The 25413-nt window shown below is 34.6% G+C and carries 26 protein-coding genes and 1 pseudogene; 16 read left to right on the forward strand and 11 right to left on the reverse strand.

Translation table 11 applies throughout. The features are described 5' to 3' along the window. The first annotated feature begins 68 nt into the window (after positions 1 to 68). The 3 genes from ABWH96_RS08665 to ABWH96_RS08675 all read left to right on the forward strand — a co-directional run bounded on the left by ABWH96_RS08665 (position 69) and on the right by ABWH96_RS08675 (position 1615). Positions 69 to 275, forward strand: coding sequence for a hypothetical protein (locus tag ABWH96_RS08665; protein ID WP_375581060.1), 207 nt, complete (start codon positions 69 to 71; stop codon positions 273 to 275). Positions 276 to 289: 14 nt separating this feature from the next. Then, complete coding sequence (locus ABWH96_RS08670; RefSeq protein WP_375581061.1) at positions 290 to 922, forward strand: hypothetical protein; 633 nt, start codon at positions 290 to 292, stop codon at positions 920 to 922. A gap of 96 nt (positions 923 to 1018) precedes the next feature. After that, positions 1019 to 1615 (forward strand): MCP four helix bundle domain-containing protein, encoded by a 597-nt coding sequence (locus ABWH96_RS08675; RefSeq protein ID WP_375581062.1) that lies wholly within the window; start codon positions 1019 to 1021, stop codon positions 1613 to 1615. A gap of 31 nt (positions 1616 to 1646) precedes the next feature. On the opposite strand, the gene ABWH96_RS08680 is transcribed toward ABWH96_RS08675, so the two are convergent. From ABWH96_RS08680 to ABWH96_RS08720, 9 genes and pseudogenes are all read right to left on the reverse strand, one after another. After that, positions 1647 to 2120, reverse strand: coding sequence for a hypothetical protein (locus tag ABWH96_RS08680; RefSeq protein ID WP_375581063.1), 474 nt, complete (start codon positions 2118 to 2120; stop codon positions 1647 to 1649). Positions 2121 to 2164: 44 nt separating this feature from the next. After that, on the reverse strand, positions 2165 to 3247 hold the full coding sequence (locus ABWH96_RS08685; protein ID WP_375581064.1) for an aminotransferase class V-fold PLP-dependent enzyme: 1083 nt from the start codon (positions 3245 to 3247) through the stop codon (positions 2165 to 2167). Then, the gene (locus ABWH96_RS08690; RefSeq protein ID WP_375581476.1) at positions 3240 to 3617 is read right to left on the reverse strand and encodes an MFS transporter; all 378 of its coding nucleotides are present in this window, start codon (positions 3615 to 3617) and stop codon (positions 3240 to 3242) included. Before ABWH96_RS08690 ends, ABWH96_RS08685 begins: the two co-directional genes overlap by 8 nt. Beyond that, the gene (locus ABWH96_RS08695; protein ID WP_375581065.1) at positions 3617 to 4366 is read right to left on the reverse strand and encodes an MFS transporter; all 750 of its coding nucleotides are present in this window, start codon (positions 4364 to 4366) and stop codon (positions 3617 to 3619) included. The genes ABWH96_RS08690 and ABWH96_RS08695 overlap by 1 nt, the downstream gene beginning before the upstream one ends. A 278-nt stretch (positions 4367 to 4644) precedes the next feature. After that, a pseudogene (locus tag ABWH96_RS08700) lies at positions 4645 to 6156 on the reverse strand (IS1182 family transposase); the annotation flags it as partial. Positions 6157 to 6316: 160 nt separating this feature from the next. Next, positions 6317 to 6586 (reverse strand): (2Fe-2S) ferredoxin domain-containing protein, encoded by a 270-nt coding sequence (locus ABWH96_RS08705; RefSeq protein ID WP_375581066.1) that lies wholly within the window; start codon positions 6584 to 6586, stop codon positions 6317 to 6319. A gap of 74 nt (positions 6587 to 6660) precedes the next feature. Further along, positions 6661 to 7146, reverse strand: a complete 486-nt coding sequence (locus ABWH96_RS08710) for a LuxR C-terminal-related transcriptional regulator (protein WP_375581067.1) — start codon at positions 7144 to 7146, stop codon at positions 6661 to 6663. Positions 7147 to 7153: 7 nt separating this feature from the next. After that, complete coding sequence (locus ABWH96_RS08715; RefSeq protein ID WP_375581068.1) at positions 7154 to 7315, reverse strand: response regulator transcription factor; 162 nt, start codon at positions 7313 to 7315, stop codon at positions 7154 to 7156. After that, positions 7308 to 8720: a response regulator gene (locus ABWH96_RS08720; RefSeq protein ID WP_375581069.1), complete on the reverse strand. Its 1413-nt coding sequence runs from the start codon at positions 8718 to 8720 to the stop codon at positions 7308 to 7310. Before ABWH96_RS08720 ends, ABWH96_RS08715 begins: the two co-directional genes overlap by 8 nt. Positions 8721 to 8990: 270 nt before the next feature. On the opposite strand from ABWH96_RS08720, the gene ABWH96_RS08725 reads away from it, so the two are divergent. From ABWH96_RS08725 to ABWH96_RS08770, 10 genes are read left to right on the forward strand one after another with little or no spacing between them, the layout of a single operon-like run. Next, a complete protein-coding gene (locus ABWH96_RS08725; RefSeq protein ID WP_375581070.1) occupies positions 8991 to 10919 on the forward strand; it encodes a methyl-accepting chemotaxis protein in 1929 nt (642 codons plus the stop codon). Position 10920: 1 nt separating this feature from the next. Beyond that, positions 10921 to 11436, forward strand: a complete 516-nt coding sequence (locus tag ABWH96_RS08730; protein ID WP_375581071.1) for a chemotaxis protein CheW — start codon at positions 10921 to 10923, stop codon at positions 11434 to 11436. Beyond that, positions 11429 to 11881 (forward strand): chemotaxis protein CheD, encoded by a 453-nt coding sequence (locus ABWH96_RS08735; RefSeq protein WP_375581072.1) that lies wholly within the window; start codon positions 11429 to 11431, stop codon positions 11879 to 11881. The genes ABWH96_RS08730 and ABWH96_RS08735 overlap by 8 nt, the downstream gene beginning before the upstream one ends. A gap of 12 nt (positions 11882 to 11893) precedes the next feature. Then, positions 11894 to 12250, forward strand: a complete 357-nt coding sequence (locus ABWH96_RS08740; RefSeq protein ID WP_375581073.1) for a response regulator — start codon at positions 11894 to 11896, stop codon at positions 12248 to 12250. Continuing rightward, positions 12250 to 13287 (forward strand): chemotaxis-specific protein-glutamate methyltransferase CheB, encoded by a 1038-nt coding sequence (cheB, locus tag ABWH96_RS08745; RefSeq protein WP_375581074.1) that lies wholly within the window; start codon positions 12250 to 12252, stop codon positions 13285 to 13287. The genes ABWH96_RS08740 and cheB overlap by 1 nt, the downstream gene beginning before the upstream one ends. 12 nt (positions 13288 to 13299) lie before the next feature. Beyond that, a complete protein-coding gene (locus ABWH96_RS08750) occupies positions 13300 to 15123 on the forward strand; it encodes a chemotaxis protein CheA (RefSeq protein WP_375581075.1) in 1824 nt (607 codons plus the stop codon). Between the two features lie 31 nt (positions 15124 to 15154). Continuing rightward, complete coding sequence (locus ABWH96_RS08755; RefSeq protein WP_375581076.1) at positions 15155 to 15763, forward strand: hypothetical protein; 609 nt, start codon at positions 15155 to 15157, stop codon at positions 15761 to 15763. After that, positions 15753 to 17381 (forward strand): PAS domain S-box protein, encoded by a 1629-nt coding sequence (locus ABWH96_RS08760; RefSeq protein WP_375581077.1) that lies wholly within the window; start codon positions 15753 to 15755, stop codon positions 17379 to 17381. The genes ABWH96_RS08755 and ABWH96_RS08760 overlap by 11 nt, the downstream gene beginning before the upstream one ends. Continuing rightward, on the forward strand, positions 17378 to 18667 hold the full coding sequence (locus ABWH96_RS08765) for a PAS domain S-box protein (RefSeq protein ID WP_375581078.1): 1290 nt from the start codon (positions 17378 to 17380) through the stop codon (positions 18665 to 18667). Before ABWH96_RS08760 ends, ABWH96_RS08765 begins: the two co-directional genes overlap by 4 nt. Beyond that, positions 18657 to 19373: a CheR family methyltransferase gene (locus tag ABWH96_RS08770; protein ID WP_375581079.1), complete on the forward strand. Its 717-nt coding sequence runs from the start codon at positions 18657 to 18659 to the stop codon at positions 19371 to 19373. Before ABWH96_RS08765 ends, ABWH96_RS08770 begins: the two co-directional genes overlap by 11 nt. A gap of 193 nt (positions 19374 to 19566) precedes the next feature. On the opposite strand, the gene ABWH96_RS08775 is transcribed toward ABWH96_RS08770, so the two are convergent. Together ABWH96_RS08775 and ABWH96_RS08780 are read right to left on the reverse strand one after the other, a co-directional pair. Further along, entirely contained in the window at positions 19567 to 20361 is a 795-nt protein-coding gene (locus tag ABWH96_RS08775) for a zinc ribbon domain-containing protein (protein WP_375581080.1), read from the reverse strand. Positions 20362 to 20365: 4 nt separating this feature from the next. Next, positions 20366 to 21463: a Nif3-like dinuclear metal center hexameric protein gene (locus ABWH96_RS08780; RefSeq protein ID WP_375581081.1), complete on the reverse strand. Its 1098-nt coding sequence runs from the start codon at positions 21461 to 21463 to the stop codon at positions 20366 to 20368. 83 nt (positions 21464 to 21546) lie between these two features. Between ABWH96_RS08780 and lpxK the strand changes: the two genes are divergently transcribed. From lpxK to ABWH96_RS08795, 3 genes are read left to right on the forward strand one after another with little or no spacing between them, the layout of a single operon-like run. Beyond that, entirely contained in the window at positions 21547 to 22566 is a 1020-nt protein-coding gene (lpxK, locus tag ABWH96_RS08785; RefSeq protein WP_375581082.1) for a tetraacyldisaccharide 4'-kinase, read from the forward strand. A gap of 7 nt (positions 22567 to 22573) precedes the next feature. Next, the gene (locus ABWH96_RS08790) at positions 22574 to 24442 is read left to right on the forward strand and encodes a putative porin (RefSeq protein WP_375581083.1); all 1869 of its coding nucleotides are present in this window, start codon (positions 22574 to 22576) and stop codon (positions 24440 to 24442) included. 21 nt (positions 24443 to 24463) lie between these two features. Then, positions 24464 to 25063: a tRNA-(ms[2]io[6]A)-hydroxylase gene (locus tag ABWH96_RS08795; protein ID WP_375581084.1), complete on the forward strand. Its 600-nt coding sequence runs from the start codon at positions 24464 to 24466 to the stop codon at positions 25061 to 25063. The last annotated feature ends 350 nt before the right edge of the window (positions 25064 to 25413 follow it).

Here is a 25413-nt window from a genome sequence, read left to right on the forward strand (position 1 = left end):
TAATTTTATTGATTCCCTTTTGATAGATTATTTCATATATTCAACCTGATATCGAAATAAAAATCATTATGAAGCACTACATTTCATTATTAAGTTTAGGAGTAATTCTCTTCATGGCTTCTTGTGGAGGATCAGAATCAAATAAAGATTCAATTGATGAAGAAGTTAAGCAGGAAGAAAAAATAGCAGATGAGGTAAAAAAATCTTCTGATCAGGCTAAAGAGGATGCAGAAGAGGTAGAAAAAGAAGTAGATGAATTGTTAGAAGGAATTTAAAAACTATAAAGAATATGAAACGACTAATAAAAGAATCGATTCTTTTTGCTCTAGCTTTTATCTTTATTGTAGGATACCAAAGTGAAGTTCTGGCTCAGGGTAATTCACAGGAGAAAAAGGAGCAAAAACAAAAAGGAAAGCCAGCTGAGGCTAAAAAGAATAGAGGCGAAAAAGCAGATTCGATTAAAAATTCTGAAGTAGATCAGGATACGGTCAGTAATAATTCAGATAGACCAAAGCAAAAAGGTAAAAGTAGCCAAATGAAGGGTGAAAAGGGGAAACATCATGGTAAAATGAAAGGTGATATGACGGGTAAAGAATTTGCACATATCCGTTCAGAAGAAGCGAAGAGTAAAATGATGGAAACTCATGAAAACATGCAGAAAGCTCAGGAGGCAATTAAACGCTCGGAAGAAAAAATTGCAAAAGCAAAGGAAAGATTAATGAAAGCTGAGGAGAATGGAGAAATGACAGAAGAAGAGATAGCTGAAAAAAAAGAAAAAATTAAGATGGCGGAGGAAAAAGTAGAGGAAGCCAAAAATAAATTAAAAGCCCAACATAATCAGGTGCATGATAAGATGATGGAATCGAGAAAAAATAAAAAGAAAAAAATAAAAGAAGCTGAAGAAGTCGAAATAGAAGATTGATTATAATAAATTTTTCCTAAAAAAACTGATTTGATGAATTCAAATCAGTTTTTTTATTGTTGCTTTAAGAAATGAAACAAAACAAGTATATGAATAATGAGGCTTTACGATAAGGTTAAATGGATATTAGGAGTGCTAATGATTATCACACTAGTTATCACTACAAATTTGGTAGATAGAAATAATTTTTTAAAAATTAATGATGCTATAGAAACCATATATGAAGATAGGCTTGTAGCTAAAGATTTAATTCTTAAAATTTCCACTTTAATACACAAAAAAGAAATAGCGGCAATAAAATCTGATTCTGTTTTTTACTCCGATCAAAATAATCAAATCAATAATGAAGTAGAAAGTTATCTTTTGAGATATAATCAAACTAAATTAACAACCAAAGAAAAGGAGTTGTTAACTAATTTTGAAAATGATTTTCAAGATTTAAAGAAACATGAATTGAATTTTATAGAATCCAATTACATCCAAAATTCTAAACTTCTAAATCAATTTCCAGATGTTAAAACTGATCTTGAAAACCTAGCTGCAATCCAATTGAAAGAAGGGGGAAGGCAATTACAAATTAGCAGAAGAGCAATGGACTCAGTTGAACTATTTACTCAGATTGAAATATACATATTGATTGTGCTTGCCATTGTAGTTCAAATAATTGTGATGTATAAACCTAAAGAGGAATAATCAAACACTTTAATCCACTTATCCACTTCCTTCAGAATTTTAAGGCAACTCCTAATCCTGATTGGTTAAAAGTTAAATTCAAAGATGGTTTTGGTTTTAAATTACCCATTAGTTGTCTGGAATTATAAAGCTCAATAGCTTCATCTGCTTTTCGGTTCGCCTTTGTTTTTATAGGAACAGCAATTGCAATTAAACTAACTCCAGTGATAAGTAATGGGACAGTGATTTCGGGACTAGGATCGAAAAATGTGGGCATAAAAGACCCTACACCAAATCCTAAAATGATTGATGAGGTCAAAGCCCATCTCCTTGATGATTTCATCATTTTATGAGCAGGCTCATAAGGTTTCATTTTCTTTACAACTTGCCTTCCAGTTACTTCTTGCCCTAAAATGAAATATCGATTTTGAACAAGATTTCCTTTTCGTTCGATTAAGGGCGCATCATTTTGACTAAATCCTATTTGAGCGATAAATAAAAATAATAGAAGAATTAATTTATTCATTGGTTGATAGTTTTTGATGATTTCAATAAATTTAATATAAAAATCTAAACCCTGAAAGCCTCAATCAAATCCACAAGCATTTCTGTTTGTTCTTTAGAATGGGTCGGGAAATTAGCTATTCGAATTTGCTCTTTTTTATAGCCTCCATAACCAGTTCCTACATGAATTTTTTTCTGTTTGAGATGGTCGATAAGCAAACTGCTATTAAAATCAGTTTTTATCACCTTTACCGTTTTAGACCTATACTTTTCATTTTCAACAAAATGATGAAGCTGTGGGTGAGCCTCTATCACTTGATTTAGTATGGCGGATTTATAATCGATTTCTCTTCTGATTGGTAAAATTCCCTTTTCAATCATATCAGAAGCTACTTTGGCTAATGTATATATTCCTAGAATATTAGGAGTCTCAGCAGTTTGAAACGCTTGTGCTTTTTCTACCATATCAGGTAATCGGTGATAAGAACCAATTGATCTTCCATCCGCTTCCATTTTTTCAGCTTTTTCAAGGCATCGGTTATTTACTATCCAAATTCCTAATCCAGCGGGTAGTCCAAAAGCCTTTTGTACAGAAAAATACAAAGTATCTATATTTCTGAAATCAATTGGAATAACTGGAACGCCTGAAACACCATCGATAGCTATCAATTTATCAGGATATTTTTCTCTTAAGGCATTGATAGTATCCAATGGAAATGTAGTGCCACAAGCAGATTCATTCAAGCAAAGGGTGATGATTTCAGCATTTTCAGGTACATCTAATACATCAAAGTCTGGAACAGTTCCGTCTTCCACCACCAATTCATGGACAGTTCGACCCAATTGGGTAGCTATTTTAGCAAAACGCTGAGAGAAAGCTCCCATACTCACATGATAACTTTCTCTTTCTACGCAATTTTCTATAATTCTTTCCCAGGCTTCATTGGCAGAGGAGGTAATCAGAATATGATATTCATCTGGAATATCCATTAACTTTCTTAACTTTTGCTGGCATTCCTTGTAGATATCCTTGAATTGCTGACCTCTATGAGAAGTACTGCAAACTCCTTTTTTCAAAGCAGTTTTAATATGCTCTTCAGCCGTGAAATACAAAGCTGATGGTCCTGGTGTAAAGAATAATTCAGACATTGGCGGTTTCTATACTTATTTTTGACTTTTTCTTATAATCGGATAATGTTATTCCAAAAAACAAAGCGGCTGGAATAATCATACCGATAGCGCAAAATAAGTACATCTGAGATAGAGAAAAAATTTCTGCTATGTTTCCTAAGAAAAAAGCCCCAATTCCTATCCCTAAATCAATGGAAGAAAAGAAAGTACTGGTAGCTACTCCTCTTTTTTCTGGCTTCACCATATTGATCACCATGGTTTGCAAAGTGGGCATTACTATGCCATTACCCAGTCCTAAAACAAAAGCAGCTACTAAAAAGCTGGGTTCAGCTGAACTTTGGGATAGTAAAACTAATCCTGAGATAGTGCCAAGAAAACTTAGTAGCATCACAAATGCTGGCCCTTTTTATCCATCATTTTTCCTGTGGTCGGACGAATAATACTTACCCCAATGGCGTAAATCAAAAAGAACATCCCTGTGCTTTCAATAGAAAGTTCTTTAGCAAATAGTGTAATAAAAGACATGATTCCTGCGAATGGAAAGGCCAAAAGTAACATCACCATGGACACCTTTAAAACTTTAGGCTCAAATACATTTTCCCAATTTAATTTATTGTTTCTATTACTGATTTTTGGGTGGTTTACAAAAAAGGACATCACTACTGCCAAAGAGCAAAGTACTCCTGAGGTAATGAATAACACTTGATAACTGCCAGTTTCTCTCAATATTTGCAAACCGATGAGTGGACCAATTGCCATGCTTAAAGTCATGGATAAACCAAAAATCCCTATACCTTCACCTCTTCTGCTATTGGGAACCAGGTCAGAGGTAATCGTACCACCTCCGGTAGTCACAATACCCCAGAATCCACCATTGACCAGCCTTAAGAAAAGTAGGAAAATAAATGATTCAGCTAATCCGTAGGTTGCCATCACTATTGCATAACAAATCATGGCAAAAAGGAATAAATTTCTTCGTCCGTATTTGTCAAAAGCATAGCCACTTAAAGGTCTTACGATTAAAGCCGATAAGGCATAAATTCCAATGATATACCCTACTTTATCTGCATTTTCTCCTAAAACATCGGTTACAAAGGTGGGTAGGGTGGGTAGTAAAAAATAAAATGATACAGCCATTAAAAGGTAGCTGAAGCAATGCAGCAGGAAATCTTTAGTGTATAATGGGGCTTTAGTCATGATGAAGTTACTAGAATAGTTAATTGAATGAGGCTGTCCAAAAAGGACAGTTTTTTTTATGCCGCTATTTTCAGATACCCACATCCATTTTCACTTATTTTTTGCTGTCCATGGATTTTCGACTTAATTTCTGTGGACATTTTATGATAAGGGGCATTTTTACCAACTCTTGGTAATTCGGCATCTGATTTTGATGTTAAAATCACATTATTGGCTATCATTTTCCTGAAGTTGTGACCTATTGCCATCAACAAAAACTCTAATTCTACTTTTTCTAATCCTGAAAATGTAAAACGGTTAAATTTATTGTTGCTTTTTAATTGACCAAACACAGCCTCTGGCTCTATTGGTCTTTTACTTCTGTGCTCAAGTCCTTTTTTGCTTGTTAAGTTTTCTCTGGCCTGCCGTTTTAGAAGGTTTAATCTGTGGTTTACCTCTATTCTTCTGTTACCTATAGCCTTATGGCAAGATGTTCTCAATGGACATTGCTCGCATCTTTTTGCTTGGTAGTAAGCGACTTTAGACTCATAACCGTTAGTTGAAGTGCGTTTCCCCTCTCCAATTTTTTCCATTCTTTGCCCCATGGGGCATACGTGAAAATCTTGCTCGGCATTATAGAAGAGGTTTTGTGGAAGAAACGGGTTGTTCTTCATCTTTTTCTTTTGCTCTTTATGGAAGTAATTATACTTCACATAGGCTTCAACACCTTTTTCTTCAAGCATTTCATAATTTTCTTCGCTGCCGTATCCTGCATCGGCCACTATTTCTTTACTCTGTTTATGGTAGAGTTCTTCAAAACCGGTCAAATGTGATTTTAAAGTAGTGGTGTCACCAGGTGTTTGATGGATGGAAACATGGGTGATAAACTGATTTTCTGTTGATATTTGGGAGTTATAAGCAGGCTTTAATTGGCCGTTTTTCATGTGGTCGTCTTTCATTCTCATGAATGTGGCACCCTTATCGGTTTTGCTGTAGGATTTTCGCTTGTCCAATATTTCCAAGTCCTTTTCATACTTCTCTAACTTTGGAAGATGCTCCTCTTGAAGCTTTTGCAGTTCTTTGGCAACTTTCTTTGATGGCTCCTTTAGTTTTTTGTTGAGTAGCGAAAGTCTTTCCTTTAACTCCTTCGAATCAATTTTTTGGGGCAATTCCTCCTTATTGACTTCTTGATTGTCTGATAAAATACTCCTTTCAATATCCGATAGAACGCTATTGATTTTTGTTTCCAGCTTGTCTTTGTACTTTTCAACCGAGCCCCGCCAAACAAAGGTGTATTTATTCGATTTAGCCTCTATTTTTGTTCCGTCAATGTACTGGACATCAAGGCTGACATACCCCATTTCCACCAGCATTTTCACTACCTCTGCAAATAAGGTCTTGATCGAGTCTTTTAAAATTTTACCACGAAAATCATTGATCGTCCTGAAATCAGGAGTTGAATTTCCCGATATAAACATAAAATGAATATTCTCATGGAGTGCCTTGGCTATTTTTCTACAGGAATACACATTGGAGAGATAACTGTAAAATAAAACCTTGATCATCATCCTGGGATGATAGGCCGATGTCCCACCTCCTTTGTACTTCTTAAGAATGTCGCTGATATCCAATGAATTGACCACCGAGTCAATTAAACGGACAGGATGATTTTCAGGGATTTTATCAAAAATGTTTACTGGAAATAATTCTGGGCAATTGCCTGTTTGATTTTTAAAAACTATCTTAGCCATCGTTGTATTTTGTACGACTCTAAAATAATATTTTTAGAGAAAATCAACAAACAAAAAAGGGTGTCTCGACTTTTCGGACACCCTCATGAATATTGCTAACTGCTGTAAAGGCTTCTTGGTTTCTTTTTCAGGTAGGAAATTAAGGAAATTAAAGTTGATTTTAACTTTCTGAGCTTGAATTCCTTAGTTTTTCTATAATAGTTGGGATATCTTCAGGCTTACAATCATGCAGCAACTCGCCATTAACGACCAAATTTGGACCTAATTTACAGTAGTCCATACATTTGGTTTTGATGAGCTTCACATTTTTAATTTTATTTGCTTTAAGTGATTGTTTCAACTCTGCTTTCACTTCTTCGCAACCATTTTTCTTGCAATCTTTTCCGGTGCAAATAAAAATATGATGATTTTGGTTTTGTGTGGATTTCAAAAAGTTTATTGGATTTTTATAAAAGTTTCAATTCAATACCTAACCTAAGAGGTTTATTTTTGATTTTTTAAAATCTATGATGTTAATAAATTCTCTTCAGTTACTTTATTAATCAGTTCAATTGAGTTCTTAACATCAAGTTTTTGCATCAAGTTTGCCCTATGGGTGTCTACGGTACGGTTACTTATAAATAATTCTTCGGCAATCTGATTGCTAGTATAACCTTTCATTATTAATTTAACTATTTCTAGTTCTCTCTTAGTAAGATTGATTTTAGGTTGAGCCAATTTTTGCTTCTTCTTTTTTAAGCTAGTGATGTAATTATTGACCATTACATCTCGAACATCTTTACTATAAAAGTTAGTGCCTTCCATTACTTTTTTCACACCATTTATCAACTCTTCTTTATCGGCTCCTTTGTGAATGTAGCCATGTACTCCAGCCTCCATGCAAGAATTGATATATTGCTCATCTAAATACATACTAAGCATGATAATCTTTGGTTCATTTGAAGAAGATAAAATTTCTGGTGCAACATCCAGCCCATTTTTCTCTGGCATAGAAATGTCAAGAACTGACCAAATCTGGACATAATTCCTCGTTTTTTTCAATAGCTTCAATTCCATTTTTGGCTTCTCCAATTACTTCGAAACCTTCCTCAGATTCTAGAAAAATTTTTATTCCGTTTCTTAATAGTTGATGATCATCGGCCAATAATATTTTAAGCATAGTTTTTAGTGTTAATGTGTATCATGATATTGGTGCCAAATTTTGAGTTACTGTCAATATCTATAACTCCTTCCATAGACTTAACCCTATCTATCATATTTATTAGTCCATGACTTTTATTAATTCCTGTTTCATATTGTACTTTTTGCAAATCAAAACCGTTTCCGTCATCTTCTATGCTCAACCTGACTTCGTTCAAATCTTTGTAGAGCTGAATAGAAATATTTTTAGCATTAGCGTGTTTAATGATGTTATTTAAAGCTTCTTGTACTATTCTGTAAATATTGATTTTTATAGCTTCTAAATCTCCTTCATTTAAGTTATTTATGAAATCGATTTTAAATTTTTGTGAATCATAAGAGTTACATAAATACTCTAAACTCGATTTCAAATCAAATATTTGTAATTTTGAAGGCATTAAGTTTTCTGAAATCTTATGAGATTCATCTATAGAAGCCTCTATCAATTCTACTAGCTTTTCTTTTATCGATTTGTCTTCAATTAGACTTTTAGTATTCATTTTAACCACATTTAGCATTTGCCCTAATCCATCATGCAATTCTCTACTTACTCTTGCTCTTTCGGCCTCCGCCCCTTCTATTTGAGCTGCTAATTTTAGTCTTTTCTGTTCCGTTACTTTCTTTAATCTTTCCAAACTTTCACTTGCATCATTAAACATGATCAGGTATTGTTCATTATCCTTATTGAAGAACTTAGCTTTGGTTATATTAATATTATTGACTGGAAATTTTCTGCCTGCAAAATTGATGTAGATTATTTCTTGAGTACTTAAGTTGTCTTGATTATTTTCTTTTAAAAGGGAAATAGAGAGTGGTTCATCTTTAAGATTTGATATTTTTATATCATCACCTAATTTAAATTCCAGTAGTATTTCTGGTAGAGTTTTAAGTAAATCCGCTGTAAATTTGTTTAAATATTGGATTTTGTATTCTGAATCAATTACGATCAAACAACTCTTGATATTTTCTAATATAGTGGATAAAAGTTTTTGTGACTCTTTCTTTTCTTTTTCCGCTTGATGTTTGAATAAACTTAATTCAACATTACTTAATAATTCTGCTTCAGCAAAAGGCTTACTTAAGAAAGTATTAGGGAAGGTAAGTTTAGCCCGGTCAAAGGTTTTTCTATCGTTTAATGCAGTTAGGTAAATTACTGGGATATCCTTTATTTTATTAATTTCTATAGAGGTTTCAATACCATCAAATTTACCCTCAAGCACCACATCCATTATTATTAGGTCTGGAGTTTGTTTTTTTATGAATTCAATAGCCTCTTCCCCAGATGTTAGGATTTTTAGAACATAATAATTGGCTCTTTGCAATACTTTTTGCAAATGCATACTAACTATCTCCGAATCTTCAATTATTAAAATGCTTTTAGGCATGATGATCTATTGGTTTGCCCTTATTTAATATTGGGAATTTAATAATAGGTATTTTTCTTATTTACAACAAAATTTAAGTTGATATTATTTCAATAATATTTTGACTTAAATCTTGAAAAAGTATACTGATTTAAATTAAATACACTTTCTAAGTATATATACTTAGAAACCAATAGGTATTATTTGCCATTAAAAAATACATAAATTTCTTTATTGATTACATTTTTGTGTTGCCATACCTTTATATCATCATAAAAATCTAAAAAAGACATGGTAAAAGCAGCCACAAAACTAGAAGAAAATATTGCCCCTAAATCAAAGGCGGCTTCGTCCTCCAATTCAAACGGAAAAGACTTAGAAAATCACATCAATGCGGTGAATAATGCATTCGCTTCCATTGAATTTGATCCTAAAGGATTCATTATTAATGCTAATGGTCAGTTTCTTAAAACTGTTGGCTATAATTTAAATGAAATAAAAGGTGAGCATCACAGTATTTTTGTATCTGATGATTATGCTCAAAGTAATGACTACAAAAGCTTTTGGAAAGCTTTAGGATCAGGAGATCATCAAAATGGTGAATTTTTAAGATTTGACAAAAATGGCAATGAAATTTGGTTGCAGGCTTCATATACTCCAATTCCTGATGATAATGGAAAAATTGTAAAAGTGATTAAATATGCTTTTGATGTAACAGAAAAGAAAAGAGTAGAACAAGAAGCTATCGAGACAGCTCAGGAATATGAAAAAGTAAAAGTGGAGTTGCAAACTCGAATGGACCAAATAAATGTTGCTTGTTTGGTTTCTGAGTCTGACTTAAAAGGAAACATCACTTATGTGAATGATAAATTGTTAGAAGTAACAGGCTATACCCGCCAAGAATGTATGGGTCAACCACACAGTATGTTCCGTCATGCAGATTCCCCAAAATCTTTATTTAAGGAAATGTGGTCTACAATTGGAAAAGGAAATATTTTCCGAGGTGAAATTAAAAACAGAAAGAAAAATGGCGATCCATATTTTGTTGATGCCATAATCGCACCAGTTTTAGGGCCAAATGGTAAGCCAGTTAAATATATTGGTGTCCGATATGACATTACGGAGCAAAAATTAAGAGAACAAGAAATCCAGCAAGCTATGGAAGAACAATCAGATGTGATTGAAGTAATCCGTGCTATGGCAAAAGGTGATTTAACCCAGAGAGTGCAAAATGATTCTGAAGTGGCTGATGAGGTGAATAGTGCACTTGATAATTTGAATGAGGTTCTGAACAGCATCAACAATGGAGCAGAAGTAGTTTCTACCTCTTCTGGAAATCTTTTGAAAAGAAGTGAAGGGATCAAAAACAGTTCTAATGAAGTGGCTTCTGCCATTTCTCAAATGGCAAAAGGTGCTCAAGATCAAGCCTTAAGAACAGATGAATCTTCAAAATTAGTTGATGGTGTGATGAAATCTTCTCAGGAAATGCAATCTAAAGCTGATTTCATTAATAAAACTGCTCAAGATGGTCAAAAACGATCTGAAGAAGGCTTGAAAATCATCAAGAATTTGGTTGAGAACATGACTGGAATCGATAGTTCTGCTATGAAAACTTCTGAATCTATCGCCATTCTTACGGAAAGAGCGGAAGAAATCGGAAGAACATTAAATGTAATTACGGATATCGCATCACAAACTAATTTATTGGCACTTAATGCAGCTATCGAAGCAGCAAGAGCTGGCGATGCAGGTAGAGGTTTTGCAGTTGTGGCGGAAGAAATCAGAAAACTAGCTGAAGATTCAAGAAAATCAGCTGTAGATATTGAGAAAATCATTAGCGATGTTCAAAAAGATACAGTTTCCGCTGGGAAGGCAATTGAAAGCATGAAAACAAGTGTGAAAGAAGGTGGAAATGCTACAAAAGACGCTGAAAATATTTTCGTAGAAATAGCTGGCTCTAGTGATACGACTTTCCAACATTCAAAAGAAATTCTATCTGCATCAAATGGGCAGAGAGAAGCTATTGAAGCGGTAGTGAAAAACATCGAGCAGATTGTAGTAGTTGCGGAAGAAACTGCGGCAGGAACACAACAAGTGGCAAGTTCTTCTCAAGAATTGAACGCAGGTATGGTAGAAGTAACAGATGCTAGCAATCAATTAAGCAAAATTGCAGAAGAATTGAAATCAGGTATCAAGAAATTCACTTTAACTAAAGCCTAAGATGGAAGCCGTAAAAGAAAAGGGAATAAAAGAAAACGAGCAGAAATCACAATTGATTGTGTTTCGCTTGGGCGATGAGGAATACGGTTTGCAGATTGGCCAAATCAAGGAAGTGGTACCAACTCCCCACATCACACGCTTGCCTCAAACACCTCCTTATGTGAAAGGTGTAGCTAATATCAGAGGAAATATTATCGCAGTGGTAGATTTGGAGGAGAAATTTGGTTTGAAAAATGAATCAGATGAAGCGGCCAATAATTACACTCTGGTAGTAGAAAGTGATGAAGTGAAAATGGGGGTTTTGGTAAGAGAGTTACCCAACACTTTAAACGTAAAGCAATCTCAAATTGAAGATTCAGCCAATATCATTCAAGATGGTGGTGCAGATCAATCCTACATCAAAGGAATTGTAAAGTTAGAGGATAGATTAATCATCATGTTGGACGTGTTCAAAACCATGAGCGAAAGTGAGTTGAATGGTGTCTTCAAGAATAATAAAGTAACTGAAAATGTCTGAGCACGCATTAAATTTGGGTGATTTCATTGTCACAAAAGACCCGACTAATATTGCCTGTTATGGTTTAGGTTCATGTGTAGGGCTGTTTATTTATGATAGAATCAATAAAATATCAGCAGCTGCTCATGTGGTTTTATCGGATGAATTCGAAAAGCATACGACTTACAATGCCAAAACAGCTTTTGAAAAATTGATAGAGGAGATTGAAAAAATTGGAGGTAACAGAAATGCCCTTCGAGCCAAAATAGTGGGCGGTGCCAATCTTTTTAATTCTGGCTTCAATACAGGGGAACGCAATGTAAGCACCCTAAGAAAATTGATTTTAGACAATAAAATCTTTTTGGCTGGGCAGGATGTAGGTGGGAATAAAAGCCGAACTGCTCGCTTTAATACATTAAATGGAGACTTGTCAGTTTCCTCACAAAATACAAATTATGCTATTTAAAAAATTATGATAATGGGAAAGAAAGTTTTAATCGTAGATGATTCGCTTTATATGCGAACACTCATAAAAGATGCACTTGAAGAAGGTGGTTATGAAATTGTGGGACAAGCTGCCAATGGAGAAGAAGCTATTGATTTAGCTTTTGAATTGCAGCCGGACATCATCACTTTGGATAATATTTTACCGGATATGATTGGTACTGATATTCTTAAGGTTTATAAAGATGAGGGCTTGCCTTCAAAAGTTTATATGATTAGCGCAGTAGGTCAAAACTCCGTAATTGAAGAAGGAATGAGCCTTGGAGCTGAGGATTATATAGTAAAACCATTTACCTCAGCACAATTGGTGCAAGCCATTGCTAAAGCCTAATGAGCTCCTCCAAAACCATATCAACCTTAATCGTGGAGGATTCAGCATTAATGCGAATTCTACTTTCTGACATCCTAAAAGCAGATCCTAACATAGAATTACTGGGGACTGCCAAAAATGGAAAAGAAGGAGTGGAAAAAGCAAGACTGTTAGAGCCGGACGTAATTATCTCGGATATGATTATGCCCGATTTCGATGGGGTGTATTTGGTTGAGCACATCATGAAAGAAATACCGACTCCTGTCATTTTACTAAGTTCATTAGAGAAAAATGATGGTTTGGTATTCGATGCTTTGCAAAAGGGAGCTTTCGATTTTCTGGATAAGCCTAAGGATGATATCACCAATTCCATCAAAGCAAAAAATTATCCTTTAACTGCTTTAGTGAAAGCTGCAGCCGAATCTAAAATTAAAAAGATAGAGGTAAAGGAAAATAAAAACAGTCATGCTTTTCATGGAACTGCAGCTTATACTGCCATTGTGATTGGAGCCTCTACGGGTGGTCCTGGCGCAATCGAAAATTTATTGAAGCAGTTGCCTAATAATTTGATTTTGCCCGTCATTATTGCTCAGCACATGCCTGACAGTTTCATTCAATCTTTTGCCAAAAGACTGGATATTTTAACGGAGTTAAAGGTAAAAGTAGCTGAATCGGGTGAGGAAATCAGACCGGGTTATATCTATTTGGCACCAGGTCATGCCAACATGCGGTTAAGAAAAAATCCGAACACAGGTGGCGTTGTGGTTCATTTTACGGATAAGGTTTTCACTGAATTCAATAATCCTTCGATTGATTGTTTGATGGAGTCCGCTGCAGAAGTGTATGGCGATAGAATGATTGGTTTAATCCTGACAGGAATGGGAAAAGATGGGACGGAAGGATTAAAAAAAATAAAAGCAAAAGGCGGGATTACGATAGCACAGGATGAAGATACTTCTGTGGTCTATGGAATGCCAAAAAGTGCCTTTGACTCGGGCGCTACCGATCGATTAGTGCCACTAGATCAAATGGGTGGCTATTTGGTAAGTTGTTTATAAAAATATTCAGAGATGTCTAACAAAGAACAAGAATATAAAAAGTTATTTATTTCGGAAGCAGATTCAAATGTGGGGGAGCTGGAAACACTCTTAACGCAATTGGAAAAATCTCCTGCTGACCAAAAGACTATTGATTCCATTTTCCGAATCACCCATACTTTAAAAGGGAATGCAGCTGGAATGGGATTTGAAGTGATTTCAAAATTTGCGCATGCATTAGAAGATTTATTTTCTGAAATCAAACAATCCAATATTAAAATTGAAGAGGAGATTTTCACCACACTTTTCAAAGCGGCAGATACACTTAAGGAACTAGTGGAATCACTTTCAGATGATAAATTGAATGTTAGATATAGGGGGATTCAACGAAAATTGGAAGTTATAGTGGAAAATAGCCGAAAGACTGAAAAGCCTCAAAAAGAACCTGCGCCTGCTAAAAAAGTGGTTGCGAAGAAATCTACTACCAAAGCTAAAAAAGCTGGTTCATCGTCTGAAAAGGAAGAAAAACAGCAGTTGAAAGAATTGCAAGCGCAAGTTGAACAGTATCAAGCTAATCAGCCGAAGAAACCAATGGCAGTTGAGGAAGATATAGAAATGATAACCGCTGAGGAAAAGGATGCCAAGAAAATCAGTTTCTCGGATATGGTACAAGTACCTGTTGAGAAGTTAGATAATCTTTTAAACTTAGTAGGGGAGTTAATTATTGAGCGTGACCGCTTAATCACCACTCATGAAGCGAATGTTTCAAGAAATGAATTCAACAGTCTAAAACGAGTATCTTCTGATTTACAATATTCCGTAATGGATGTTCGATTGGTGCAAGTAGGTTTTCTGTTCAATAAATTCCACAGAGTGGTTCGAGATGCGGCTTCCACGGAGAAAAAGCAAGTGGATTTGGTAATAGAGGGAAGCGAAACGGAAATAGACCGAAATATCTTGCAAATCATATCGGATTCTCTAATTCATTTAATTCGCAATGCAATTGGTCATGGAATTGAAAATGAGACGGATAGAAAAGGAGAAGGAAAAGATGCAGTTGGTAAATTAACGCTATCCGCAAGGAATGAAAGTGAGGGCGTAGTCATTGATATAAAAGATGACGGAAAAGGCATTGATGTAGAGAAAATCAAGAAGAAAGTTGCTCAAAAAGGCTGGGTGGAACCTTCAGTTTTGGATAAAATGTCTCAGGAAGAAATCATTTCTTTCATTTTTGAACCTGGTTTTTCTACCAATGATGCAGTAAACAGCATTTCAGGTCGAGGAGTAGGAATGGATGTCGTGAAAAAAGCCATTGATTCAGTGGGAGGAAATATAAAAGTGCAAACGGAAGCTGGAAAGGGCTCAGTTTTTTCCTTGATTTTGCCTTCTTCCATGGCAGTGAAATCCACCCTTTTATTTGAAGTAGGACATAGCCAGTATGCAGTTCCGCTTACCTATACAGATGCAGTGCTTTCCTTAGAAAGAAAGGAAATTTATAAAATTCAAAACCGCTTAATGGTGAATCATCAAGACCAAACTATAGAGGCGATTTTCTTAAAGGATTTATTCTTTCCAGAGGAGAAATCAGCACGGGAGGAGGCGCTGAAATCTGAGGGAAAATGGAATGTGATTTTGGTGACTTATAATGGTAAAAGGTTAGCATTGATAGTGGATAAACTGCTACAGCAAAAAGAGATAGTGGAAAAGCCATTAAAAAAGCCAGTTGATTTTGTACGCTTTGTAAGCGGTGTCACCATTTTGGGAAATGGTAAAGTTTGTTTGGTGATTAATATCCCTCAAATCATTCAAAAATTATTCAATCATGCAGTAAATGTAAATGCTACTGCAGTAGCTTAAATAGAACCTTTCAGGTAATTATTATAGAAAAATGGAAAAAATCAGTAAAGAATTAAAAGTAGTTGCAAACGAGATATTCCTAAAAGGATACGAAAAAGCGAGTCAGTCATTTTCTAGTTTGTCTGGCGAAAAGGTAAGCATCAAAAACTTTGAGCTATTTTTTGGAGAGGCTCCTGATTTATTGCGAAAAATTATCAAAACCAAGAACCCATCTGTTTTGATAACCGATATCATTGGAGATGCAAAAGGAAAAAGCTATTTAGTTTTTAGTGAGAAAGATGCTCAAGCAGTTCCTGAGATGTTAATTCAAAAAATGAAAAGTCTGCAGTCCAATCCTGATTTTGCAGAAATCATTTTAAAAGAAGTAGATAATATGGTTTCCGCTGCAGTTATTACAGAACTGTCTAATCAATTGGATTTAAAAATTTATGGAGATGTTCCTAAAATGATTTTTCCGGATGAAGCTAATAAAGAATGGTTGGAGGAAGAAATTGAACATAATGAAAATATGTTTGCCATACTTTCATCTGCCAATTTTGCTTTTGAAGATAATCTGAAAATATGTCCCTATTTTATCTGGATTTTAGATAAACAATTTTATTCTGTTTTTAACCAAAAAAAGCTTAGTCATGCGAATTGATAGAGCCCATAGGTTTTTAATTGTAGGGTTTGCGGGAATGCTGTTGGCTTTTATAGCCAGCATTTTGCTAACCCTGGTATTTAAAAGCTTGAATCTTTACTACCACCTTAGTATTTATGTCATTGCATTTGGTTTCTTTATACTAATGGTTTTTAATTATGTCAGAGAACGAAAAGGCATCAAACAAATTTCTGATTTAGGTACTGACCTCAATGTTGATGATTCCAAATTTGAAATAAATTCTTCCAATAAATGGACTCGAAATTTCTATCAGGACATACTCGCCAACAGACAAAAAATCAAGCAAGCCACAGAATGGATTAATGCCATTGCAGAAGGAGAGAAAATTGAATTGACAGAAGATAATGATAATCACCTATCAAAAGCAGTTGTCAACCTTCAATCTGAGCTCATAAAATTCAGAAGTAAAGAAGAAAAGCGTACCTGGCAAGCTGAGGGTTTAGCTAAATTTTCTGAGCTATTACGTACCTATAATGAAAACATGAAAGATTTTGGTTTTCACATAATTAGTGAAACCGTAAAATATGTTGAGGGAAATCAAGGTGCTATCTTCTTGGCAGGAAAGGAAGATGAGGAGGAATATTTGGAAATGATTGGTTGCTATGCTTATGAAAGAAGAAAACTAGCCAACAAAAGAATTACAAAAGGAGAGGGCTTAGTGGGGCAGTGTATGCAGGAAAAGGACTTGATTTACATAACCGATGTTCCAGAGCAATATGTCAAAATCACTTCTGGTTTAGGTCATGCCACACCACGCCATATTTTGATTATCCCCTTGGTCAGTGATGAGAAAATGGTGGGAGCAATGGAATTAGCTTCCTTTAAAATATTAGAAGATTACCAGATTGAATTCTTAAAAGATTTGGCTAAGAATATTGCAGCTTCGGTGGCTGTAATTCAAGTCAATGAAAATACACAGCAATTATTAGAAGCATCACAAAAGATGTCTAGTGAATTGCAGGCTAATGAGGAGGAGATGCGCCAAAACATGGAAGAGATGGAGGCCACTCAGGAAGAAATGGCTCGTAATCAATTAGAATTGGATGGTGTATTCAGTGCAATCAATAATACGTTATTGAAAGCCGAATTTGATGTGGAAGGCAATGTTATTACAGCCAACCAGAAATTTAAAGAATTTTTGAAGTGGGAAGATGCTGATATTAAACATAAAAAGCATGAAAATATTTGCAAGAATCCAGAGCAATGTAGTGAAATTTGGAGAAAAGTAAGAGCTGGAAATAACCATATAGCAGAATATGAAACCAGAACTTCCAAAAAGGAAAAAGTATGGATAGAAGCTTCTTATTCTCCTGTTTTGGATGTAAATGGAAACCTCAACAAAATCTTGATGTTGGGACAAGATATTTCTGAAAGAATAGCCAATGAGGAGGAGCAAAGAAGATTATCTCTAGTTGCGGACAATACCGATAATTCCGTAATCATTACCGATAAGGATGGGATGATTGAATATGTGAATTCAGGTTTTGAAAATATGACAGGATATAAGCTGGATGAAATCCAGGGTAGAAAACCTGGTGAATTCTTGCAGGGCCTGAAACCAATCAGGAAACAAAGAAAAAAATCAGCCAATTATTGAAAGAACAAAAACCTATTTATGAGGAAATCCTGAATTATACCAAAGATGGAAGAACTTACTGGGTTTCTTTAGCTATTAACCCTGTTAGAGACGAAAATGGGGATTTGAAAAATTACATTGCAGTTCAGGCAGATATTACAGCCACCAAAAAATCAGCTTTGGATGCAAAATATAAGTTGGAAGCAATCGGAAGAGCCAATGCCGTGATGGAATTTGATACCAAGGGAATAGTTTTGGATGTCAATCAAAATTATCTTGATATCATTGGCTATGAAAAGGAAGAATTGATTGGTAAGCATCATGAAATGATGGTTGATCAACATACTTCTCAATCAAAGGAGTACAAAGACCTCTGGGATCGATTAGCTAAGGGTGAGTTCGTTTCAGGAGAGTTTGAGCGGTATACTAAATCTGGTAGTAAAGTAATACTTAAAGGTGTCTTCAATCCTATTTTTGACATCAATGGCAAAGCAATTAAGGTTGTGAAATTTGCAACGGATATCACACAAGAAAAAACCTTGGAGCGAGAAAATGAAAGGCAACAAGCAGAATTAATGAACCATATGGAAGCTATCAATAAAACCATTGGTTCACTGGAATTCGATAAAAAAGGAAAAATTGTTAAAGCCAATGAAATTTATTTAAGTATCACAGGCTTCAAATTGGAAGATATAGCAGGCAAATCTTATTTTGATTTATTGCCTGAAAAAGATCGCTTCAAACCTCAATACCAATTGATGTGGGAAAGTTTGCAAAATGGTAAATTCTTTTCTGGGGAATTCAAGCAAGTCGATAAAAATGGTCATGAGGTATGGCTTTCAGGAACCATCAATCCGATTTATGACAGTGCACAAAATTTGGAGAAAGTACTTTTATTGGCTCAGTTTACTACCAAATCAAAGCAAAAACTAAATGAACTAGGTGGTTCCGTTACGGCTATGAAAGGCGTAATCCCTATTTTAGAGTTGAATACAGATTTTAGCTTGAAAAATGCCAATCCATTATTTTTTGAAGCTTCAGGTTTTAGTCGTATGACTTTAAAGGCTGTTGATTTTGCTAATCATTTTAAGTTAGAAAAAGGGGTGACTCAAAATACTGTACTGACTGACTTAGAAAATGGGAAGCGAGTTGAAACTTATTTGGAATTCAAAACAAATGATGGCGACTGGATTGGTTCTAAAGTAAGCATAGCAGGGGTTCAAAATCTCGATTTAGAGTTGGACAAAATTATTATTTTATTCACTGGAATGGTGGAACAACAATTAAAGTTAAAAAATGTCAACTGATCCTTTTATTTCATCTGCTATTGAAATTACGGACGAAGAAATGCGTGCCATTCAAGATGCCATTATGAAAAGATATGGCATTGATTTCTTTAATTATGAGCCCAAATCTTTCAAACGTAGGTTGCAGCGAATTTACCGTAAATTCAATTTTACTTCCAGTTTTGATTTATGGAGCAGGACGTTAAAGGATAAAGATTTTGTTCATGATTTCATTAATGAGGTTTCAGTAGGACTAACTTCGCTTTTTAGAGATCCTGAATTCTGGCATACTTTCAAAGGCGTTTGTAAAGAAAATTTTTCAGATCAATACAGAATAAATATATGGCATGCAGGATGTTCTTCAGGGGAAGAAATTTACACTTCAGCCATAGTCTGGGATGATTTAGGATTTACAGGAAAAGTAAAGAGTATTGCAACTGATATATCCTCAAATGCCTTAAAAACTGCTGAAAGTGGTAAAATTATTCAAGCGAAATTACCAGAATATGAAAGGAATCTAAAGCTATATAATCAAAGCGCGAGACTAGATAAGTATTTTGCGGAAGGAAAGGATGAAATTATATTCAAACCTAAATTTCTCGAGAAAGTAACTTTTAAAAATTCTAATTTGATAATGGAGGAATATGGTGAAAACCAATATGATATTATCTTTTGCAGAAATGTATTAATCTATTTTGATGGTCAGTGCCAAGGAAAAAGTGATTAAAAAAATTTACAAAGCATTAAAGCCAGGAGGTTTCTTGATTATCGGCTTTCTCGACAGCATGCTTAGCTATTTAGATGAAGAGAAATTTGAATACTTTGATTTAAGGCAACGGATTTTCAGGAAACTTTGAAATAAAAAAACCTGTCAAATTTGAATCTGACAGGCCTTTCTGTATTTTGGTTATTTCTACAATTTACTTTTCTGCTTTCTTCTTTGCAGTAGTCTTTCTTGTAGTACGTTTCTTTTTTGGCTTCTCTTCTACGATTTCATCCTCAACATCAGTTAGGATTCTACCGCAATGCTCACAAACGATTAATTTCTTTCTATCTCTGATATCAGCTTGTCTCTGTGGAGGCACAGTATTGAAACATCCACCACAAGCTCCTCTTTTAACAGGAACCACAGCAAGACCATTTCTAACATTTCCTCTTAATCTTTCATAAGAAGCAGCTAATCTATCTTCAATTTTCTTAAGCGCTTTTTCTCTATCTTTCTCAAGTTTGCTAACTTCCTCTGTTGTTTCAGACTCGATATTTTCTAATTCAGCACGTTTGCTTTCTAAATCTTTTACACGGTCTTCGTGCATAGCTTTAGTTTCCTCGATGCCTTTTACCTTATCTTCAATTTTAGCTTCAGCTTCTTTTATTTTTTTCTCATGGATTTGAATATCCAATTGCTGTAATTCAACCTCTTTAGTGATGGCATCATATTCGCGATTATTTCTAACGCTCATTTGTTGTTCGCCATATTTGGCAATCAACTTTTCTGATTCCTTCATGCCTTGTTTAGCGGCTTCAATTTCATCTTTGATTGCTTTTACGCTATCATCGAATTTTTGAATACGGGTTTCATAGCCTGCAATCTCATCTTCTAAATCAGCTACCTCGTCAGGTAGGGCTCCCCTCACTTTTTTAATATCGTCTAATTTTGAATCGATACCTTGTAATTTTTTCAAGGCATCAAGCTTTTGTGCTACAGTACTTTCCATGCAGTTAATAATATTTTATCGGATTCGTGACAGTCTGTCCTAAATGGAGTGCAATATTAGCAAAATTTTCTTTCAAAATTGCATAAAATATCTCATTTGTAAAACGTTCGCTCTCATAATGCCCTATGTCGGCTATAATTAGCCTTCCATCAGCATCAAAAAACTCATGATATTTAATGTCAGATGAGATATAAATGTCTGCTTGTTTATTTTTTGCTTGCGAAATCAGGAATGAACCTGCACCCCCGCATATTGCAACTCTTTTTATTTTACGGTTTAGTTCCTTAGTATGTTTTATAACCGATAAGCCCATTTTATCTTTCAGATAGTCGAAAAACTCTTTGGCCTCCATAGGCTCCGCTATTTCTCCTATCATTCCTGAGCCTAAATCATCATATGTATTTTCTAATTGATGCAGATAATAGGCTACTTCTTCATAAGGATGTGCCTTTTTCATAGCACTCAAGATTTTATTTTTTAAATGCATCGGAAAAATAACTTCTATCTTATGTTCATCTACACTTTCTAACTCACCTTTTTTTCCTATGCTTGGGTTGGCTTTGTCCGTTGGTAAGAAACTACCTATTCCTGCCGTTTCGAAAGCACAATCTTTATATTCGCCAATTTGACCTGCTCCGGCTTGATGTAAAGCTGATTTTAATTCTGCTGCATTCTCTTTAGGAACAAAAACACTTAATTTACCCAAGAAACCATTTTTCGGACTTAAAATTTCTGTATTTCTTAATTTTAGTTTTTCTGCAATCTTGGCATTCACTCCATTTTTAATATTATCCAAATTGGTATGAGATGCATAGATTGCTATATCATTTTTTATGGCTTTAATCACAGTTCTTTCAACGTAATTGCTTCCTGTTAATTTTTTTAGGCCTTTGAAAATTATAGGATGATGAGCAACTATGAGCTCACAACTTTTGGATATGGCTTCTTCTATAACTTCTTCGGTTACATCTAAGGTGATGAGAACATTACTTACATTTTTATTAGCATCACCTACTATCAAGCCTGCATTATCATAAGATTCTTGATAAGCTAAAGGCGCAATGCTTTCCAAATGTTGGACGATATCCTTTATTTTGCTCATATTTGTTTTTATTTCAATTCGGTCAAAGTTAAAAAGTTTTACAGCCCTTGCAATTATTTAAAAATAAGTATTGGCAATTAGTCATGTCACCCTTAAGTATTTTATACAAATTGGTAATGCAATTACGAAATCATTTATACGATATCGAACACAAAGCTGTTTTCCGATTTGATACCAAAGTTATTTCAGTAGGAAACCTTTCCATGGGCGGAACAGGGAAGACACCTTTTGTTGAATATATTTTGAGATTTTTGATTGAAAAAGGATATTCCAATCAATTAGCCACTTTATCAAGAGGCTATGGAAGAAAAACAAAAGGATTTAGAATCGCCAATGATAAGGACAATCCCAAAACAATAGGAGATGAACCATTTCAAATTTATCAGAAATTTAAAAATGATGCAGCCGTTTCGGTAGGAGAAGATAGGGTTTTGGCTATCCCAAGCATTATTTACGAACATCCTAAAAATGAAATCATTGTTTTAGATGATGCTTATCAACATAGAAGTGTGAAACCTAATTTTTCAGTACTACTAACTGATTATAATTCTCTTTTTTATGAAGATTATGTGTTGCCATCAGGTACTTTGAGAGAAAGTAGAAAGGGAGCCCAAAGAGCTGATGTTGTGGTTGTGACCAAATGTCCAATAGATTTAGGGAAAACTGAACAAGAAAAGATACAGGAGAGTATTAAGAAATATTCAGATAAAGATGTGTTTTTTACCACTGTTAAATATGAAAAGACTGTGGCAACCCAAGCAGATCGAGAAGCAAGAAGAAAAATTATTTTAGTAACAGGAATTGCACAGGCTCAAAAATTTAAGGAATACTTAATAGATCAAGATTTTGATATCATAAAACATTTCAATTTTGCTGACCATCATAATTTTACTTTAAAAGAAATTGGAGAAATTGAAATGATTGCTAATGATCTAGATGCCGATATCATAACGACTGAAAAAGATTGGGTGAGAATAATATCTATTCCTGAAATAAACGATTCATTTCAAAATAAGCTATTTTATATCCCCATCATGGTACAGTTTTTGGATGATGAAAAATCTTTTCATCATATCTTGGAAGATTCTATAATAAGAACTTAATAAATCCATGACTTTACTTAATTTTGCATCTGTTTTGAAGAAATTTTTATTGTTCATATCGATTTTTAGTTGTGGAATAGGTCCTCTTTTCGCCCAGGTTACTGATGATTCCACAAAAAACGTATATGGTGCCAAAACTACATTATTTACAACGGAAGAGAATATAAAGAATAATGTTGAGGCCTATCAGGTTTTAGATACGGGCATTTCAAATACCCATAATTGGGATCCGGTTAACATTAAGGATTATTACTATCAAAATCTTGGAACTGTAGCTACTGCTATGCGCCCGGTTTTTTATGAAGCTCCTGATGTAATTGGTAAAAGAAGCGGTTTCGGAGTTTATGATTATTATGTCAAAACACCTGATAAGTTTAAGTACTTCGATACGAAGTCACCATACACCCAATTAAGATCAGTTTTTGGGGGTAATTACAGAGCATATATTGGAATAGATTTCTCAAGAAACGTAAACGAAAACTGGAACGTAGGATTCAGCTTTAGAAGATGGACTGTAGATAAACAAATAGGGCCGCTTCAGAGTAGGGGAGATTTAAATGTTTTGAGCCATTCTTACGATATACAAACTGATTATAGGTCACCAGACAGAAAATACCACGTGATGTTTAATTTTGCTAGAACTTTTCATGCAGTAAATGAAACAGGTGGAATTAAAGATACTGCAGAAGTTATAATTTTTGAGGAATTATTTGATTATGATGATGAAGATATCAATCTTAGAAATGCTCAAGGGGGAGAATTAAGACAACAATATCATCTCTACCAGCAATATAAATTAAATAAGCAACTACAATTCTACCATGTTTTTGATAGATCAAACAGAATGAATTCCTTTTTAAATACTAATCCTTCAGCTGAAACGGATGAAGATTTTTTTGATCAATTTTTAGTAAGGACTGATTCTACTGTTGATGTGAGCCGATACGTCTATTTTCAAAATGAAGCTGGCTTTAAGGGAAGTATTGGAGATGTGTTTTATAGGTTTTATGGTAAAAGAAAAGATATTCGGTATACAGGAAAATATCTTTATTCAGTAAATCCACTGACAGAAAATTATGCTGGTGGATACGCTAGATTTGCACCTAAAGTAAATTGGCAATTAAATGCTAATGCAGAATATGAATTAAACGGTAATTATAGGATTGGAGCATCGTTAAAAGTGCCATTTCTTACCGTAAATGCTTCTAGTAGGCAATTCGCATCACCATTTTTCTATGAACAGCATTTAGGGAACCATGATTATTGGCAAAATAGTTTTGGAAGTGAGCAGGTGCAGCAATTAGGCGGAAAATTAGATATAAAGTGGAGAGACTATTTTAGGATTCAGCCTAAACTTGATTTGAAAATAGTGAGCAATCATATGTATTTTGATACACTGGCTATGCCACAGCAATCTAATGGAACAGCCACCTTGCTTCATCCAGGAATTGAAGCTAATGCTAAATATGGTTCTATGAACTTGGATGCAAATTATATTTATACACTAAAAGAAGGAGCTGATGCCGATTTATTTAGAATTCCAGAACATTTCTTAACAGTAGATTTATATTATCACAAAGTGTTTGAAGGGAAACTAGAAGCAAGGATAGGAATTGAAGGTCATTTAAAATCCACTTATTATGCTGATGATTATGATCCTGTCACACAGCAATTCCATTTACAAAATTATTTTGAAGTACCGGGTTATATGTTTTTTGATTTTTATGCAAGTGCAAAAATCAATACAGCACAATTGTTTGTTAAATTCAGACATTTGAATCAGGATATTACTGCAGGTGGATATTTTACTACACCTTACTACACAGGACAAGAAAGAATACTTGATTTTGGGTTAACCTGGTCATTTTTCGATTAAAATTAGTTCCTAAAATTAGAAATGGAAAAAGAGAAATTCACTTTAGGATTAGAATTACCTACCGACCCGAGATGGATCAATATAGCTGAAAAAAATATTAAGGATATTTTAGTTGATCATGCTTATTGTGAACAAAAAGCTGCCAGCTCATGCATGAGTTTGATAATTAATTTCCCTGAAATGGATGAAATGGTGAAAGTGATGACACCAGTGGTGGCCGAAGAATGGTCGCATTTTGAAAGAGTGTTAGAACAATTAGAAAAGAGAGGTTATAAGCTCGGTTTTCAAAGAAAAGATGAATACGTTTCCCAATTGATGAAATTGGAAATTAAAGGAGGGAGCCGAAAATTTCAATTAATGGAGAAGCTGTTGATCAATGCTTTGATTGAAGCCAGGAGCTGTGAAAGGTTTAAACAATTGCATCTCCATATTCAGGATGAGGAATTAAAGAAGTTTTATTACGAATTAATGGTTTCAGAAGCAGGACATTATAAAAACTTCTTGAAGCTAGCAGAAAGTTACCAACCAAAGGAAGAAGTAAGAAAACGTTGGGCAGAATTATTAGAAGCCGAAGCCGAAATCATGAAGAATTTGGAAGTAAGGGAAGACAGGTTGCATTAATAGAAATAATTGCTCTCTATTTGTCTCCGGATGGTGAAAACTACTACCACCTAGCGGATTTTATGCACTAAAAGCCTAATTTTATTCTTAAGGCTAGCTGACGTTCCGTGCCAGAGGCACCTAGTAAACATCACCAGCAAGATGCTGGCGATAGTTGAAAGCTTAAGGTTCAAAGCTATCAGACCTCTAGACTTTGGAACACCCCAACTTCCTCCTGCCTCGTATGTTTACAATTCTTAAAAGTAATTAGTATTTTTAATAAAGCAATTGGACAAGGTGGAGAGTAACGCGCTTGCCTAAACAAGCCATGAGCTATGTTGAGCCGGAGATAATCCTCGCCTTGTTTTTAC

The organism is Marivirga tractuosa (assembly GCF_042140215.1).
GTDB lineage: Bacteria > Bacteroidota > Bacteroidia > Cytophagales > Cyclobacteriaceae > Marivirga > Marivirga tractuosa_A.

Excerpts from the sequence above, each read along its gene's own strand:
- ABWH96_RS08715 (WP_375581068.1), bottom strand. The coding sequence starts at position 7,315 with ATGCTTAAAATATTATTGGCCGATGATCATCAACTATTAAGAAACGGA.
- ABWH96_RS08675 (WP_375581062.1), top strand. The coding sequence starts at position 1,019 with ATGAGGCTTTACGATAAGGTTAAATGGATATTAGGAGTGCTAATGATT.
- ABWH96_RS08720 (WP_375581069.1), bottom strand. The coding sequence starts at position 8,720 with ATGCCTAAAAGCATTTTAATAATTGAAGATTCGGAGATAGTTAGTATG.
- lpxK (WP_375581082.1), top strand. The coding sequence starts at position 21,547 with ATGTCACCCTTAAGTATTTTATACAAATTGGTAATGCAATTACGAAAT.
- ABWH96_RS08695 (WP_375581065.1), bottom strand. The coding sequence starts at position 4,366 with ATGGCTGTATCATTTTATTTTTTACTACCCACCCTACCCACCTTTGTA.
- cheB (WP_375581074.1), top strand. The coding sequence starts at position 12,250 with ATGAGCTCCTCCAAAACCATATCAACCTTAATCGTGGAGGATTCAGCA.
- ABWH96_RS08790 (WP_375581083.1), top strand. The coding sequence starts at position 22,574 with ATGACTTTACTTAATTTTGCATCTGTTTTGAAGAAATTTTTATTGTTC.
- ABWH96_RS08750 (WP_375581075.1), top strand. The coding sequence starts at position 13,300 with ATGTCTAACAAAGAACAAGAATATAAAAAGTTATTTATTTCGGAAGCA.
- ABWH96_RS08780 (WP_375581081.1), bottom strand. The coding sequence starts at position 21,463 with ATGAGCAAAATAAAGGATATCGTCCAACATTTGGAAAGCATTGCGCCT.
- ABWH96_RS08690 (WP_375581476.1), bottom strand. The coding sequence starts at position 3,617 with ATGCTACTAAGTTTTCTTGGCACTATCTCAGGATTAGTTTTACTATCC.
- ABWH96_RS08710 (WP_375581067.1), bottom strand. The coding sequence starts at position 7,146 with ATGCCAGAGAAAAATGGGCTGGATGTTGCACCAGAAATTTTATCTTCT.
- ABWH96_RS08670 (WP_375581061.1), top strand. The coding sequence starts at position 290 with ATGAAACGACTAATAAAAGAATCGATTCTTTTTGCTCTAGCTTTTATC.
- ABWH96_RS08735 (WP_375581072.1), top strand. The coding sequence starts at position 11,429 with ATGTCTGAGCACGCATTAAATTTGGGTGATTTCATTGTCACAAAAGAC.
- ABWH96_RS08760 (WP_375581077.1), top strand. The coding sequence starts at position 15,753 with ATGCGAATTGATAGAGCCCATAGGTTTTTAATTGTAGGGTTTGCGGGA.
- ABWH96_RS08665 (WP_375581060.1), top strand. The coding sequence starts at position 69 with ATGAAGCACTACATTTCATTATTAAGTTTAGGAGTAATTCTCTTCATG.
- ABWH96_RS08755 (WP_375581076.1), top strand. The coding sequence starts at position 15,155 with ATGGAAAAAATCAGTAAAGAATTAAAAGTAGTTGCAAACGAGATATTC.
- ABWH96_RS08680 (WP_375581063.1), bottom strand. The coding sequence starts at position 2,120 with ATGAATAAATTAATTCTTCTATTATTTTTATTTATCGCTCAAATAGGA.
- ABWH96_RS08685 (WP_375581064.1), bottom strand. The coding sequence starts at position 3,247 with ATGTCTGAATTATTCTTTACACCAGGACCATCAGCTTTGTATTTCACG.
- ABWH96_RS08775 (WP_375581080.1), bottom strand. The coding sequence starts at position 20,361 with ATGGAAAGTACTGTAGCACAAAAGCTTGATGCCTTGAAAAAATTACAA.
- ABWH96_RS08730 (WP_375581071.1), top strand. The coding sequence starts at position 10,921 with ATGGAAGCCGTAAAAGAAAAGGGAATAAAAGAAAACGAGCAGAAATCA.
- ABWH96_RS08740 (WP_375581073.1), top strand. The coding sequence starts at position 11,894 with ATGGGAAAGAAAGTTTTAATCGTAGATGATTCGCTTTATATGCGAACA.
- ABWH96_RS08770 (WP_375581079.1), top strand. The coding sequence starts at position 18,657 with ATGTCAACTGATCCTTTTATTTCATCTGCTATTGAAATTACGGACGAA.
- ABWH96_RS08795 (WP_375581084.1), top strand. The coding sequence starts at position 24,464 with ATGGAAAAAGAGAAATTCACTTTAGGATTAGAATTACCTACCGACCCG.
- ABWH96_RS08725 (WP_375581070.1), top strand. The coding sequence starts at position 8,991 with ATGGTAAAAGCAGCCACAAAACTAGAAGAAAATATTGCCCCTAAATCA.